The sequence below is a fragment of the Natronosporangium hydrolyticum genome (genome assembly GCF_016925615.1).
Taxonomy (GTDB): domain Bacteria; phylum Actinomycetota; class Actinomycetes; order Mycobacteriales; family Micromonosporaceae; genus Natronosporangium; species Natronosporangium hydrolyticum.
Window position 1 is genome coordinate 1567467 of sequence record NZ_CP070499.1, and the last position, 13444, is coordinate 1580910.

The 13444-nt window shown below is 72.1% G+C and carries 12 protein-coding genes and 2 tRNA genes; 9 read left to right on the plus strand and 5 right to left on the minus strand.

What is annotated here, in order from left to right:
- The first annotated feature begins 14 nt into the window (after positions 1-14).
- Entirely contained in the window at positions 15-527 is a 513-nt protein-coding gene (locus JQS43_RS06985) for a hypothetical protein (protein WP_239678241.1), read from the plus strand.
- A gap of 131 nt (positions 528-658) precedes the next feature.
- On the opposite strand, the gene JQS43_RS06990 is transcribed toward JQS43_RS06985, so the two are convergent.
- The 3 genes from JQS43_RS06990 to JQS43_RS07000 all read right to left on the minus strand — a co-directional run bounded on the left by JQS43_RS06990 (position 659) and on the right by JQS43_RS07000 (position 1407).
- A complete protein-coding gene (locus tag JQS43_RS06990; RefSeq protein WP_239678242.1) occupies positions 659-1102 on the minus strand; it encodes a VOC family protein in 444 nt (147 codons plus the stop codon).
- Positions 1103-1112: 10 nt separating this feature from the next.
- Entirely contained in the window at positions 1113-1286 is a 174-nt protein-coding gene (locus tag JQS43_RS06995) for a hypothetical protein (protein ID WP_239678243.1), read from the minus strand.
- 44 nt (positions 1287-1330) lie between these two features.
- A tRNA-Pro gene (locus JQS43_RS07000) sits at positions 1331-1407 on the minus strand.
- A 41-nt stretch (positions 1408-1448) separates the two neighbouring features.
- Between JQS43_RS07000 and JQS43_RS07005 the strand changes: the two genes are divergently transcribed.
- A tRNA-Gly gene (locus tag JQS43_RS07005) sits at positions 1449-1522 on the plus strand.
- 318 nt (positions 1523-1840) lie between these two features.
- Here the strand turns inward: JQS43_RS07005 and JQS43_RS07010 are convergent.
- Positions 1841-2629 carry an RICIN domain-containing protein gene (locus JQS43_RS07010; protein ID WP_239678244.1) on the minus strand — a complete coding sequence of 263 codons (789 nt, stop codon included), beginning with the start codon at positions 2627-2629 and terminating at the stop codon, positions 1841-1843.
- Between the two features lie 401 nt (positions 2630-3030).
- On the opposite strand from JQS43_RS07010, the gene JQS43_RS07015 reads away from it, so the two are divergent.
- From JQS43_RS07015 to cydB, 7 genes are all read left to right on the plus strand, one after another.
- On the plus strand, positions 3031-3621 hold the full coding sequence (locus JQS43_RS07015; protein ID WP_239678245.1) for a PH domain-containing protein: 591 nt from the start codon (positions 3031-3033) through the stop codon (positions 3619-3621).
- A gap of 91 nt (positions 3622-3712) precedes the next feature.
- The gene (locus JQS43_RS07020) at positions 3713-4123 is read left to right on the plus strand and encodes a BlaI/MecI/CopY family transcriptional regulator (protein ID WP_239679342.1); all 411 of its coding nucleotides are present in this window, start codon (positions 3713-3715) and stop codon (positions 4121-4123) included.
- A 5-nt stretch (positions 4124-4128) separates the two neighbouring features.
- Entirely contained in the window at positions 4129-5037 is a 909-nt protein-coding gene (locus JQS43_RS07025) for a M56 family metallopeptidase (RefSeq protein ID WP_239678246.1), read from the plus strand.
- Positions 5034-6764: a thiol reductant ABC exporter subunit CydD gene (cydD, locus tag JQS43_RS07030; RefSeq protein ID WP_239678247.1), complete on the plus strand. Its 1731-nt coding sequence runs from the start codon at positions 5034-5036 to the stop codon at positions 6762-6764. The genes JQS43_RS07025 and cydD overlap by 4 nt, the downstream gene beginning before the upstream one ends.
- Positions 6761-8530 carry a thiol reductant ABC exporter subunit CydC gene (gene cydC, locus JQS43_RS07035; protein WP_239678248.1) on the plus strand — a complete coding sequence of 590 codons (1770 nt, stop codon included), beginning with the start codon at positions 6761-6763 and terminating at the stop codon, positions 8528-8530. The genes cydD and cydC overlap by 4 nt, the downstream gene beginning before the upstream one ends.
- A 130-nt stretch (positions 8531-8660) precedes the next feature.
- Entirely contained in the window at positions 8661-10073 is a 1413-nt protein-coding gene (locus tag JQS43_RS07040; RefSeq protein WP_239678249.1) for a cytochrome ubiquinol oxidase subunit I, read from the plus strand.
- Between the two features lie 9 nt (positions 10074-10082).
- Complete coding sequence (cydB, locus tag JQS43_RS07045) at positions 10083-11081, plus strand: cytochrome d ubiquinol oxidase subunit II (RefSeq protein ID WP_239678250.1); 999 nt, start codon at positions 10083-10085, stop codon at positions 11079-11081.
- A gap of 1088 nt (positions 11082-12169) precedes the next feature.
- Here cydB and JQS43_RS07050 read toward each other — a convergent pair.
- Positions 12170-13252 (minus strand): golvesin C-terminal-like domain-containing protein, encoded by a 1083-nt coding sequence (locus JQS43_RS07050; RefSeq protein WP_239678251.1) that lies wholly within the window; start codon positions 13250-13252, stop codon positions 12170-12172.
- Positions 13253-13444 lie beyond the last annotated feature (192 nt).

Below are 13444 nucleotides of genomic sequence, written 5' to 3' on the forward strand. Positions count from 1 at the left end.
CGGCGGGCGACTCAGTGGTTGAGGTCCTGGAACGCGCACGGTCACTCCCCGAACCGGTCGCCGCGAAGCTGGCCGCCGCCCGGGCGCCCGACGCTGATCACGCATACGGCCGGGCCTGGCAATCCTGGTTGGACGAGCAGCCCGACGGCGCACTGTACCGGGGCGGCGATAACAGCGGGCTACTCGCGGTCCCCGGGGCCGGACCGGCCGGCTCGCCGATCGGCGACGGCTTCATGGTCCTGGACAGGTTGGTGACCGACAGCGCGAAGCGGTCGGCAGGTCCAGCGGTGTTCACTGTTGACGAGGACGGTGAGGAGGCGCTCAGGGAGCCGTTGGCGACGGCGCGCCTGGCGCTCCTGGACGCCGCCATGGCGCTCGGAGCACCCCACCTGGTCGACCCCGCCGATGCCGCCCTACTCGCCTCGGCAGGCGAGCAGCTGTGGCCGACGCCGGAATGTAGCGGCGATGGAGGCCTCAGAGTTCCGGCGGGCGGTGTCCGGCGCCAGGTCGATCGCGTCATCATGTGACCTGCCCGCTGACGACGCCAACGGGCGGCAGCTCGGCACCGAGTGGCTCAGCCAGCTCCGCGCGACGCTCGCCCGCCCCGGCCTGGGGACCGCCGGCTGATCGCGGCCGTGGCGCTGCCGGATCGGTCCCGTCAACCGGACGGGGACTCACCGAGGTCGGGGAGCGTGATGGCGCCATCGGGCGCTATCGGCAGGTGGGGGTTGTAAGCGACTTCCCAGACGTGGCCGTCCAGGTCGGTGAAGTAGCCCGCGTACCCGCCGTAGAAGGTCTCCCTGGCCGTCGTGGTTATCGCGGCTCCCGCGTGTGCGGCCTCTTGCAGCACCGCGTCAACGTCGGCCCGCGACCGGACGTTGTGTGCCAGGGCCACTCCGCCGAAACCGTCGACCTCCCCGTCCGCCACTCCCGCGTCGCCGGCAAGCTTCTCTCTCCCCCATAACACCACCGCCATGCCGCCGGCCTGGAAGAACACGGTGCTCTCGATCTCCTGGCCCCGCCAGCCGAGCCGCTCGTAGAAACGCCGAGCGAGACCCACGTCGGCGACCCCAAGCGTGACCATGCTGATGCGCTGCTCCACACCCTGCAACCTACTCGTTCGCCCCGGTCCTGCTCGCCGGGCTGTGTTCACCCGGGATCGGGACCGGAGTCCGCACCGCGTCGTCAAGTACGTCGGTGAGCAGCCCGCCCAGGCCGGGAGGCAGGAACGTCTCCTCGGTCTCGCGGGTGAGGATCTCGCGATGGGTGAACCAGCGGTTAGACAAGAGTCAACGCCCTGACCGCATGGTTGCTGGTCAGGGCGTTGATTTGGTCGGGGTGGCCGGATTCGAACCGACGGCCCCTCGCTCCCAAAGCGAGTGCGCTACCAAGCTGCGCCACACCCCGTTGCCGCGCTGAAGTCTACTTGTACTCTATAGGGGCAGCGCGCGGGTGTAGCTCAATGGTAGAGCCCCAGCCTTCCAAGCTGGTCATGCGGGTTCGATTCCCGTCACCCGCTCCACCACGAAACCGCAGTTCACGGGCGAGCTTGCGGGTCGCCCGCGACCCGCGGTTCTTGATCAACTAGTGCTCCGTGCCATTAGCGTGCCGTTGGCCTGTAGCCGCGCGGGTTGGGCGGGTGGTCTTCAGCCCCACATCCTCAGCGTTGTGGCCTACAACACGCAGCATGTAGGTGCCGTGAGGTGGCGGGTGAGCAGGACCCTGCCGACCTGGCTCTACACCCGGCGCGGGCCGGGGAGCCCTGCCTGCCCGGCCCGCGTCGCCTTTCTGCCGCTGGTCTGCCCTACCGTGCCCTGCACCGGCCGAAGGGCGCGGCGGCTTATGCCGGGTTGAGTTCCCAGCGTTGGTTGGGGTTGTGGTGGCAGGGCCACTGGATCAGCGGCGCGTCGTTTTCCTGGGAGGCGCCGAACACATCCAGGCACTTGCCGCTGTGCCGGAGTACGAACCGGACCTGCCCACCGCCGGCGTCGTCGCGGCGGAACTGTTGGCTGGCCGCCCCGGTACAACTGACTTGGACGACCGGTGCCTGGTCGCGACGCGACCCGTCCTTGGCGCCGAGGCACTTGCCGCTGTGGCCGGCGCGGATCGTGACGTGACCGGCACCAGCGTCGAGGAGCTGGAAGTGCTGGTTGTCCCCGCCGTGACAGTCCCATTGCACCGCTCGGGCGCCGTCGTGGGTGCGGAGCCCGAAGACCTCGGCGCATTTTCCGCTGTGCGCCGCGATCAGCAGGACCGCGCTCGGGGCCGGTGGTGCCGGCTCGCTGGTCGGTTCGGCGGCCTCGTCGGCGGCGGGCGGGTCGGGGGTGGGGTCGGGCGCTGTCGACGGGAGCGGCTTCGCTTCGGCTGGTTGGGCGGCGGTCAGCCCGCCCCGGTCCCCGGGGCGGTCGGTCGAGGTGGGGTGAGCCTGCTCCGCAGGCCTGGGAGGGCCGGTCGCCGCGGCGCCGTCGCCGGGGGTGAAGCGCAGCGGCAGCTGGTTGGGTTGCCAGGCCACGGTCACCACCAGGACGCTCGCTAGCACCGCCGCCGCGGCCAGCGAGCTGGCCAACCGGGTCGGGGCGTCCCATCCGAGCGGCCGATCCGACCCGCGGTGCCGTCCTCGGCGCACCATCCGTCCAATCATCCTCAGCCTTCCGCTCCCGTGGCTCCTATGTTCCTGGCTCCTATGTGCGTGGCTCAGGCGTCGACCGCCGTGCGCAGTCTAGAGAACACAGGGTGAGATCGCGACCCGTGCGGTTCGGCCCTCCGGGGGTGGTCACCCGCCGCGGGTCGTAGGGTCTCGACGTGTACGGGTGGGCGGCTGCGCGGGGGGCCGAATGAGCTTGGTGCCAGAGCGTGGCGTCGTGACCTACGCCCGGTTGTGGTGCCGTGGGCTGCGGCGTGAGCTGGGCCATACGCTCCGGACGTGGCTGTTGGCGCTGGCCGGGCTGGGGCTGGGGTGGTGGCTCACCGGCGACTGGGAGTCGGCTTGGGGCGGCGACCTGGGTGCTGGGGTTGTGCTCGGTCGGTGCCGTGGCCGCGGCGGAGCTCACACTGACGTTGCTGCACCGGCTCCGGGAGCGGGCCCAGCCGCCGGCGCCGCCACAGTTGACGCCGGCGGTGGTGCGCCGGGAGATCGCCCTGGTGAGTCCGCCGGGGCGGACCGACGCGTGGCAGTCTGGTCGGCTGGCCGTGCTGGTCGGCGTCGGGTGGTGGTTTGTGCTCGCGGGCGCGGCCGGGTACGCCGAGCAGCTGCGCCCCGATTGGTCTGCGGCGGTGGTCGCGGTCACGCTGATCGCCTCGGTGAATATGCTCCGCGTGCTCGGTGCCGGGTTCGGGCCGAGAGTCGCGCTCTTTCCGGATCGGTTGGAGATCCGGCGCGGTCTCGGCCGGTATCTGATCCCGTGGCCGGCCGTGGCTGCGCTGAGCGCCCCCGATGGCCGGCTGACGGTTTTTCTCGCCCAGGCCGGGGTCACGTCGCGGCGGGGTTGGGCGCCTGCGCACTCCGCGTACGGGGTGCGGATCCGCAATCCGGGGCTGCCGATCAGCACGCTCGTCGATACGGTTGAGGAGTATCGTCGGCGGCCGGCCGACCACCGGTTTCCGGCGCATCCTGGCCGGTAGTGGTGAGGATGCCCACACCAGCCGTACGACGATAAGTAGTAGACTAGCCTCCGTGGTCAGACCTCGACTCGGCGAGCTGGAACGCGCGGTCATGGATGTGCTGTGGGGCCGCGGCGTCGGCGACGGCGCCGGCGGGCTCACGGTGCGGGAGGTGCTCGACGCACTGGCCAGCCGCGACCTCGCGTACACCACCGTGATGACGGTGCTGGACCGGCTGGCAGGCAAAGGCATGGTGGTGCGGGAGCGGGACGGTCAGGCGTGGCGTTACCAGCCCGCCGCCCCCCGCGAGGCCTATATCGCCCAGCTGATGCTGGAGGCGCTCGACCTTGCCCAGCCGGGGGAGGCCGGCGACGCCGCCGGCGCCGGCGGGGACCGGTCGGCCGAGGCGCGCGACCGGGGAGCCGCGCTGGTGCACTTCGCCCGCTCGGTCAGCGGTGATGAGGCCGCGTTGTTGCGGGAGGCGCTGGAGGAGCAGGCCCGCCACCCGCGATCGGAGCAGTGACCGGTATGACCTATGTCGTCGGCCACGCCACCGTCCTGATCGCCTGTGCGGTCGGCATCGTCGGGCTGGCGCGGAGCCAGTGGGTGTGGCGGACCCCGCGGGTGGGCATCGCCAGCTGGCAGGCGTTGGGGCTGGCGCTCGGGCTGGCGCTGATCGGGCTGCCGTTGGCGGCCGGCCTGGCCCCGTACGGCGCGCCGCTCGGGCCGGCGCTGGCGCAGTTCGGCACCGAGCTGGGGCAAGGGCAGCTGCCGGCGGGGCTCGGCTCGTTCCACCTGCTCGCCATCCTGACCGGTGCGCTCGTCGCCGCCCGGCTCTGCTGGGTTACCGTCACGTACCTGCTGCATACGCTCCGGGCGCAGCGCCGGCACCGGGAGCTGTTGGCGCTGGTGGGCCGGGCCGACCCGGCCGCCCCCGGCGCCACCGTGCTCGACCATCCCAGCGCCGCCGCGTACTGCCTGCCCGGGTTGCGCCCGACCGTGGTGGTGAGCGCCGGCACGCTGCACCTGTTGCGGGGCAGCGAGCTCGCGGCGGTGCTCAGCCACGAGCGGTCCCACGCCGCGGAGCGGCACGACCTGGTGCTGCTGCCGTTCACCGCGCTACGGCGGGCGTTGCCGCTGGACCGGTGGCTCCGGGCCGCGTACGACGCGGTGGCGCTGCTGGTGGAGATGCGCGCCGACGATCGGGCGCGGCAGCACCACCCGGACGGGTTGGTGGCGGCGCTGCGGCGGTTCGCCGCCGCGCCGTCGGTCGGCGCCCCCGCCGGGGCGCTCGGAGTCGGTGACCGGGCGGTCGAGGTGCGGGTGCGGCGGTTGCACGATCGCCGCCGGCGGCCGTGGCTGCGCGGAGCGGTCACCTTCGCGGGCGCCTTCACCCTGGCCGTCGCCCCGGTCGGCCTGGCGCTGCTCGGAGGGTGACCACGCGCCCGTTCGACTCCCGGCTGCTGCGCCAGGTCCCGGCCGTCCGTGGCCACCTGGTGGCGCTAGGTCTGTTGGGGACGGTCGCGGCAGCGATCATCATCAGCCAGGCGGTGGCGCTCGCCACCCTGCTCGCCGAGGCGGTCGAGGGCCGGTTCGCGGCCGGGGCGCTCGCCGGCTTCGTCGCCGCGATCGCGGCGCGGGCCGGATGGCTGTGGTTGTCGGGGGTAGTGGCGGCGCGCACCGCCGCCCGGGTGAAGCAGGAGCTGCGCGGCGAACTGCTGGCGGCGGTGGGTCGTCGCGGGCCTGGTTGGGTGGCCGGCCAACGCGCCGGCGAGCTCGCCACCCTCACCGGCCGGGGCCTCGACGGGTTGGACTCCTACTTCACCGGATACCTACCGCAGCTGGTGTTGTCGGTGACGGTGCCGGTAGCGGTGCTGATCCAACTCGGGGTGGCGGACTGGTCCTCGGCGGTGATCGTGGCGGTGACCCTACCCCTGATCCCGATCTTCGGGGCGCTGGTGGGCTGGCAGACCCGGGCGGCGACCGAACGGCAGTGGCGGCGGCTGACCCGGCTCGGCGGCCACTTCCTGGACATGGTCGCCGGGCTGGCCACGCTGCGGGCGTTCGGCCGGGCCGGTGCCCAGGTCGAGACGGTGCGCCGGATGGCCGACCGGCACCGGTCGGCGACCATGCGGACGCTACGGATCGCGTTCCTCACCGCGCTGGTGTTGGAGCTGGTGGCGGCGATCGCGGTGGCGCTGGTGGCGGTGCCGATCGGGCTGCGGCTGTTGGCCGGGGCGATGACGCTGCAGACCGCACTGCTGGTGCTGTTTCTGGTGCCGGAGGCGTTCGCGCCGCTGCGGGCGGCCGGGGCCCGGTTCCACGCCAGTCTGGAGGGCCTGACCGCCCTCGACCAGACGTTCCGCACCCTGACTCCGGCGCCGCCGGTCGGGAAACCAGCGGCGCGCCGGCCCGGGCCGGCGCCCGGCACCGGCGCCTCCGAGGCCGGCCCAGTTATCGAGTTCGACCGGGTGAGCGTCGCCTACCCGCGTGGCGAAGTGTTGCGGGAGGTGTCGCTGCGGATCGAACCGGGTGAGCGGGTGGCGCTGATCGGTCCCAGCGGCGCCGGCAAGAGCACGCTGCTCAACCTGTTGCTCGGGTTCGTCGCTCCGACCAGCGGTCGGGTGCTGGTGGACGGGGTCGACCTGACCAGTATCGAGCCGGCTGACTGGCGGCGCCGGCTGGCGTGGGTGCCGCAGCGTCCGTACCTGTTCGCCGCCTCGGTGCGGGACAACCTGGTCTTGGGGGTGCCCGACGCTACGCCAGCGGCGGTCTCGGCGGCGGTGACCGCCGCCGCGCTCGACGAGGTGGTGGCCGAACTACCGAACGGATTGGCGACGATGCTCGGCGAGCGGGGGCATGGCCTCTCCAGCGGGCAGCGGCAACGGGTTGCGGTGGCCCGGGCGTTCCTGCGGGACGCCCCGGTGGTGCTGCTGGACGAGCCCACCGCTCGGCTGGACAGCGTCAGCGAGTCGGCGGTCTGCGCCGCCGCCGGTCAGCTGGTCGCCGGTAGGACGGCGTTGCTGGTCGCCCACCGGCCCGCGCTGCTGAGCGTGGCCGACCGGGTGGTGCGGGTCGCCGACGGGCGGGTCGAGGCAGTGACGCAGCCCGCCGACTCGCTCGCGTCGACCCCGGCAGGGGACGGCGCGGAGGTCGCGGCGTGAGCCCGCTGCTGACGCTCGCCAAGCCGTACGCGGGGCGGCTGCTGCTGGCCGGACTGCTCGCCGCCGGCACCGAACTCGCCGGGCTGGCGCTGCTGGCGACCGCCACCTGGCTGCTGGTGACCGCGGCGGGCCAGCCGCCGCTGGCGGCGTTGACGGTGGCGATCGCGGCGGTCCGCGGGTTCGCGGTGGCCCGCGGCACCCTGCGGTACGCCGAACGGCTCACCGGCCACGACGCGGTCCTACGGCTGCTTGCGTCGGTTCGGGCCCGGATCTTCGCGGTGCTCGCCAGCGACCGGCGGAACCCGGCGGTGGCCCGGTACCGCACCGGAGATCTGCTCAGCCGGGTTGTCTCCGATGTGGAGGCAGTGCAGGATCTGTTGCTGCGGGTGGTGGTGCCGGCCGCGGCAGCGATTGTGGTGGGCGTGGGCGTGGTGATCACCGCCGGGGTCTACGCGGGCCCGACCGCCCCGGTGGTGGCGGCCGGGGTGCTGGTCGCCGCGGTGGTCCTGCCGTTGCTGGGGTACGCGATGGTGCGTCGGGCCGGGCGGCTGGTCGCGCCGCTGCGGGCGCAGGTGGCGACCGAGGCGCTCGACCTCACCCACGGGGCCGCCGAGCTGGCCGCTGCCGGGGCGACCGGCGCCGCTACCGACCAGGCCCGGCGCAGCGCCGCCCGACTGGCCACGGTGGAGTCCCGGTTGGCCGGTGTCGGCTCGGCACTGGACGCGGTCGGGCTGCTAGCGGCCGGCCTGACCGCGGCCGGGGTGGTGGTGGTCGCCGGCCGAGCCGGCGTGGACGGGGTCGCGACCGCCGTGGTGGCGGTGGCGGCGCTGGTGGCGGTGGAGGTGTGCCTGGGGGTGCTAGCCGCCGCCCGGCGCTTCGCCGAGCTGCGGGAGCCGCTGGCCCGGGTGACCGCGCTGCTGGCCGGCCGTGCCGGGGAGGTTGCTGAGCCGGCCGCCGCCGGCGGGGTTGCTGAGCCGGCCGCTGCCGCGGCACCGGCCGGCCCGGTGTCGCTGACCGCGGCCGGGCTCGCCGCCGGCTACCCGGGCCGCGCGGCGCCGGCGCTGGCCGGAGTGGATCTGACGCTGCGCCCAGGGTCCCGGGTGGCGGTGGTCGGCCCGAGCGGTGCGGGCAAGAGCACCCTGCTGGCGGTGCTCGCGGGTCTGCATCCGCCGGCTGCGGGCACGGTCAGCGTCGACGGCGTCGCCGTCGACGCGTACCCGGTCGGGCAGCGGCACCGGCTGGTGGGCGGGCTGTTCGCCGAGGCGCACGTCTTTCACGCCACGGTACGGGCGAACCTGTTGCTCGGCCGTCCGGAGGCGACGGTGGCCGAGCTGGATCGGGCGGTGGCGGTCGCCGGCCTGACTGAGTGGCTGGCGCGGCAACCTGCGGGCTACGACACGGTGGTGGGGGAGGACGGTGCGCAGCTCTCGGGTGGCGAGCGGCAGCGGTTGGCGCTGGCCCGGGCGGTGCTGGCGGATCCGGCGGTGTGGCTGCTGGATGAGCCGACCGAAGGGCTCGCCCCGGCGGCCGCCGACCGGGTGCTGGCCGGGGTGTTGGCCGCCGCCGGCCCGGCCCGGTCGGTGGTGGTCGTGACCCACCGGTTGCCCGGTCTGGCCGGTTTTGACGAGGTGTTGGTGGTGGAGGCTGGCCGGGTGGCGCAGCGGGGCCGGGCTGCCGACCTGGTTACGACCCCGGGTTGGTACGCCGATCAGTACGCGGCGCAGCAGCTTGCCGCGGCGGGGTACCCGTCGCCAGCCTCGCCGTGACGAGTACCACCTAACTGGCCGCACCGCTCCGGGCGATGATTACTACCTCCTGTAGTAGATTTACCTACGACGCCGCGTAGTTTTCGGCTGCGCCGTCGCGCCGTGCCCGGTTTCGTGGAGGAGGTCCCGCATGGACGCGCTCGAACTGGCGCGCTGGCAGTTCGGCGTCACCACCGTCTACCACTTCCTCTTCGTGCCGCTCACGATCGGCCTGGTCTTTCTCGTCGCCGGCCTGCAGACCGCCTGGCACCGCACCGGCAACGAGAAGTGGCTCCGGCTGACCAAGCTCTTCGGCAAGCTGTTCCTGATCAACTTCGCCATGGGTGTGGTCACCGGGATCGTGCAGGAGTTCCAGTTCGGCATGAACTGGAGCAGCTACTCGCGCTTCGTCGGCGACGTCTTCGGCGCCCCGCTGGCGATCGAGGCGCTGCTCGCGTTCTTCCTCGAATCCACCTTCATCGGGCTGTGGCTGTTCGGCTGGGACCGGCTACCCCGCCGCGTCCACCTCGCCTGCATCTGGGCGGCGGCGGTCGGCACCGCGCTGAGCGCCTACTTCATCCTCGCCGCCAACTCCTGGATGCAGAACCCGGTCGGGTTCCGGATCAACGAGCAGGCCGGTCGGGCCGAGCTCACCGACATCGGTGCGGTGCTGACCAACCCGGTCGCGCTCGTCACCTACCCGCACGTACTCGCCGGCTGTTTCCTGGTCTCCGGCGCGGTGCTGGTAGCGGTCGCGCTCTGGCATCTGATCCGGCGGCCAGCGGCCGACACCGACCCGGCGTGGCGCTCGGCGCTGCGGCTCGGCGCGATCACCGCGGCGGTAGCCAGCGTGGTGCTGGTCGTCAGCGGCGACATCCAGGCGAAGGTGATGACCGAGACCCAGCCGATGAAGATGGCGGCCGCCGAAGCGCTCTTCGAGACCGAATCGCCCGCGTCGTTCTCGCTCTTCACCGTCGGCACCCTGGACGGGTCCGAGGAGGTCTTCTCGCTGCGGGTGCCCGGCCTGCTCTCCTGGTTGGCCACCGGCGATCCGCACGGCGAGGTCGAGGGGGTCACCGACATCCAGGTCAGCTACGAGGAGATGTTCGGCCCCGGCTCGTACGCGCCGAACCTGCCGGTCACCTACTGGAGCTTCCGGCTCATGATCGGGCTCGGCGCGCTCACCGTGCTGATCTCGCTGTGGGCGCTGTGGGCGCAACGCCGCGGCCGTACGCCGACCTCGCGATGGCTGCTGCGGGCCGGTCTGGTGTTGCCGCTGCTGCCGTTGGCCGCCAACAGCTTCGGCTGGATCCTGCGGGAGATGGGCCGGCAGCCGTGGGTGGTCTTCGGTGAGATGCGTACCGCCGACGGGGTGTCGCCAGCGGTCTCGGTCGGCGAGGTGGCTACCTCGTTCGCCGCCTTCACGCTGCTCTACGGCGTGCTCGCGGTCATCGAGGTGAAACTGCTCCTCAAGTACGCGAAACAAGGGCTGCCCGAGGTGTCACCGCCCCCTGAGCCCGACTCCGAGGACGACCAGGACCGCGCGCTGGACTTCGCGTACTGAGAGGGCATTGTGGAGCTGACCACCTTCTGGTTCATCGCCATCGCGATCCTGTTCATCGGCTACTTCGTCCTCGAAGGGTTCGACTTCGGGGTAGGGATCCTGTTGCCGGTGTTGGGCCGTGACGACCGGGAGCGGCGAGTGGTGATCAACACCATCGGGCCGGTGTGGGACGGCAACGAGGTCTGGGTGATCGCCGCGGGCGGAGCGATGTTCGCCGCCTTCCCGGAGTGGTATGCGACCGTCTTCTCCGGCTTCTACCTCCCGCTACTGCTGATCCTCGCCGCGTTGATCGTGCGCGGGGTGGCCTTCGAGTACCGCGGCAAGCGCCACGAGGCGCAGTGGCGGGCCCGCTGGGACAAGACCATCGTGGTCGGCTCGTTGCTGCCGGCGGTCCTGTGGGGGATCGCCTTCGCCAACATCGTTCGCGGCGTACCACTCGACGCGAGTGGCGAGTTCGTCGGCAACCTCTGGACCCTGCTGAGCCCGTACGCGCTGCTGGGTGGGCTGACCACGCTGGCACTCTTCGTGCTGCACGGGGCGGTCTTTCTGGCACTGAAGACGACCGGTGAGGTCCGTGACCGGGCGAACCGGCTGGCCCGGCGGGTCGGACCGGCCACCGCGGCGATCGCCGTCGGCTTCCTCGGCTGGACGCTCGCCGAGGTGGGAGCGGACCTGGCCACCGGCGTGGTGATGGCGGCCGCAGCGGCGGCGTTGCTCGGCGGCCTCGCCGCGAACCGGGTCCGGCGGGAAGGTTGGGCCTTCACCGGCACCGCGGCGGCGATCGGTCTGGCGGTGACCGCGCTGTTCCTCGCGCTGTTCCCGAATGTGTTGCCCTCCACGCTCGACCCGGCGCACAGCCTCACCACTACGAACGCTGCCTCCACCCCGTACACCCTGGGGATCATGACCTGGGTCGCGTTGATCTTCCTGCCGCTCGTCATGGGCTACCAGGCGTGGAGCTACTGGGTGTTCCGGAAGCGGATCGGGGTCAGTAACATCCCTGCCTAGCGCGATCCCTGCCTAGCACGGGCGAGTCGCTCGGGCGGGCGGGGTGTCCCGCGCCTATCCCGTGCCGACCCGGTGCTGCCGCCGACCCGGCTGGCGCATTCGCGGCTCTTGATCATCAGGCGCCTCGCATCCCTGGTGGCGTTGCCCGAGCGTTTGCGCTGCTTACGCATACGCCTGCTGGTTAATTGAGGAAGGCCTGCGGCAGCGCAGAAGGCGGCTACCGGATCCGCTGAGCTGGTGTCCAGGCCGCCGGCCCACTCATTGGATCTTCAGCTCGACACCCCAACCCGGCCGCCGCGTTGCCGCGGGACGACGGCATTTCTGACATGGTTGGGCAGGGAGGGATCTTGCGTACGGAAAAGTCGGATATTCCGGTACGCAAGATCCCTCCCTGCCCAACCATGTCGGGGTGGGGCGGGGCGGGACGCCGCTCAACTCGCCCGGTAGGTCGAGCGGCGACCCGGGCATTCGTCCACACCGGACCCGACCTGGTCGTAGCAGAACGTCTCGCCAGGGCACAGGCTTGTCTTAATCGACCAGCGCAGGCGTATGCGACTCTGCTGGCTCTTTCGAGAAGGGCTGTGAACAGTAAGAACGCGGCTGGGGCCCCTCCGTCATCGCCGGCTGTCAACACCGTCGGCCGCTGAGGCGAAAGAGGGTTACGATGACCGTTGCTTGGTCGCCCGAGCAACACGAATCGGGCATAGCTGGGCATAAGTGGGGCTGCGGGGTTCAAGATCACTAGAACTCGGCAGGTTTGTCATGCCCTCTTTCATACACCTGCGGGTGCCCGCGCCAGCGGGCATGTATTTCTTGGTGGGTTAAGTGGTGATCCACCACGGCGACGAACCGGGTTCGTACTGGCAAACCAGGCGCCACTCGACCCACCAAGTTGGGTGAGACGTTCTGCCCGCCGATCTTACAGCCCGACAGCCTGGCTGATGACGTATGCATGCACAGAGCAAACGCTCCCTCTTGCACTACCTGAGCTGCGGCGATGTCTGATGATCAATTGACCCGATTCAGTCAGCAGAGTCGCATACGCCTGCGCTGGTAGGACTCGGGGCGGCGGCTGGCGATTCCGGCCGTTAGAGCCTGGTGATCCGGACCGCGTCGGCGACCACCCGGCCGCCGGCTTCCCGCCAGCGGCTGACTCCCACCACATTGGCGTCGCCGCCGGCGAGCGAGAACTGGCCGAGCGTCACCCACCGCCCGCCGCCGCTCTGCTGGTCGACGTGGAGCGTCTGGTTGCCGCCGGTGGTAACCACCACATAGGGAGTGCGATCGTTGTTGCTGCCGCTGGCCGGATACCAGACGTCGACCCGGTAGGTGCCGGTACTGGGGACGTCGAACCGGTACCAGGCGGCGTCGCTCACGCCGGTCTGCGGGCTGGCGTAATGGATGTTCGACCCGTACTGCCCGCCGGCCGAGGTGGTCCGCCAGTTGCCGCCGGCGCTGAACCGGTTGGACGAGTTGTCGACGATCTGGGACCAGCCGGTCGAGCCGGAGCCGGAGTCCGACCCCGACCCCGACCCCGACCCGGAGCCGGAACCGGAACCGGAACCGGAACCGGAGCCGGGATCGCCGCCTGAGCCCGAGCCGGCCGGCGGTGGCTGCGCCGCGGGCGGCTCGTCCGGAACCGGTGACGCGGCCAACCCGCTGGCGCCCCGCGCCGGTGGTGGTGGCGCTTCCGCCGCTGGCGCGGTCGGTGGGGTCAGCTCCGGCGGTGCGCTCGGAGCAGTTGCCGGACTAGTCGCGGTGGCCCAGGCGTCCGGGCTGGGCGCTGCGCCGCGGCCGACGAACGAACCGGTCGCCTGGATCGCCACCACCGGGGCGGTCACCAGTAGCAGCGCCAGCACCAGCGTGCCGGCGATGGCCAGCCGGCGGCGGTGGCCGGTGGGCGCGTTCGGGGCTGCGGCCGGCACCTTGGCGAGCGGGACGGTCGGCGCATCGCCGAGCGACACGGTCGGCCCCTCCGTGGGCGGTGCCGCCTCCGGGTGCGGTGCCGCCTCCTTGCGCGGCCGGCGGCGCCACCGGCGCTGACGCGGCGCCGGCACCAACCCACCAAGCTCTGCGAGCCAGGCCGGGGTGGTCGGGGGCGGGCTCGAATCGCTTCGCTGGATCGGGTCCGGAGACGGCTCCGTCGGCGGCTCGCCGGCCGGGTCGGTCATAAGGGTCCCTTGGCTCGTCGCAGGCGGGTCCGGACCAGGGTACGACCTGCCGGCCACGCCTGGGGTACCCAGGTTTCGACCGGGGCCCGCGCCGAATGATCTAGAGCCGACGGCTGTTCCGGCGGTAGGCTGCCCGGTGGCGTTCCCAGGGCGGCCAGAGCGGGGACGCCGTAGCGGTCCGAGGGGGCCTCG

Bases quoted from the DNA above. Each gene is read 5' to 3' on its own strand.
- JQS43_RS07010 (WP_239678244.1), bottom strand. From the start codon at position 2,629: ATGGTGCGCCGAGGACGGCACCGCGGGTCGGATCGGCCGCTCGGATGG.
- JQS43_RS07020 (WP_239679342.1), top strand. From the start codon at position 3,713: ATGGATGTGCTGTGGGGCCGCGGCGTCGGCGACGGCGCCGGCGGGCTC.
- JQS43_RS07025 (WP_239678246.1), top strand. From the start codon at position 4,129: ATGACCTATGTCGTCGGCCACGCCACCGTCCTGATCGCCTGTGCGGTC.
- JQS43_RS07040 (WP_239678249.1), top strand. From the start codon at position 8,661: ATGGACGCGCTCGAACTGGCGCGCTGGCAGTTCGGCGTCACCACCGTC.
- JQS43_RS07050 (WP_239678251.1), bottom strand. From the start codon at position 13,252: ATGACCGACCCGGCCGGCGAGCCGCCGACGGAGCCGTCTCCGGACCCG.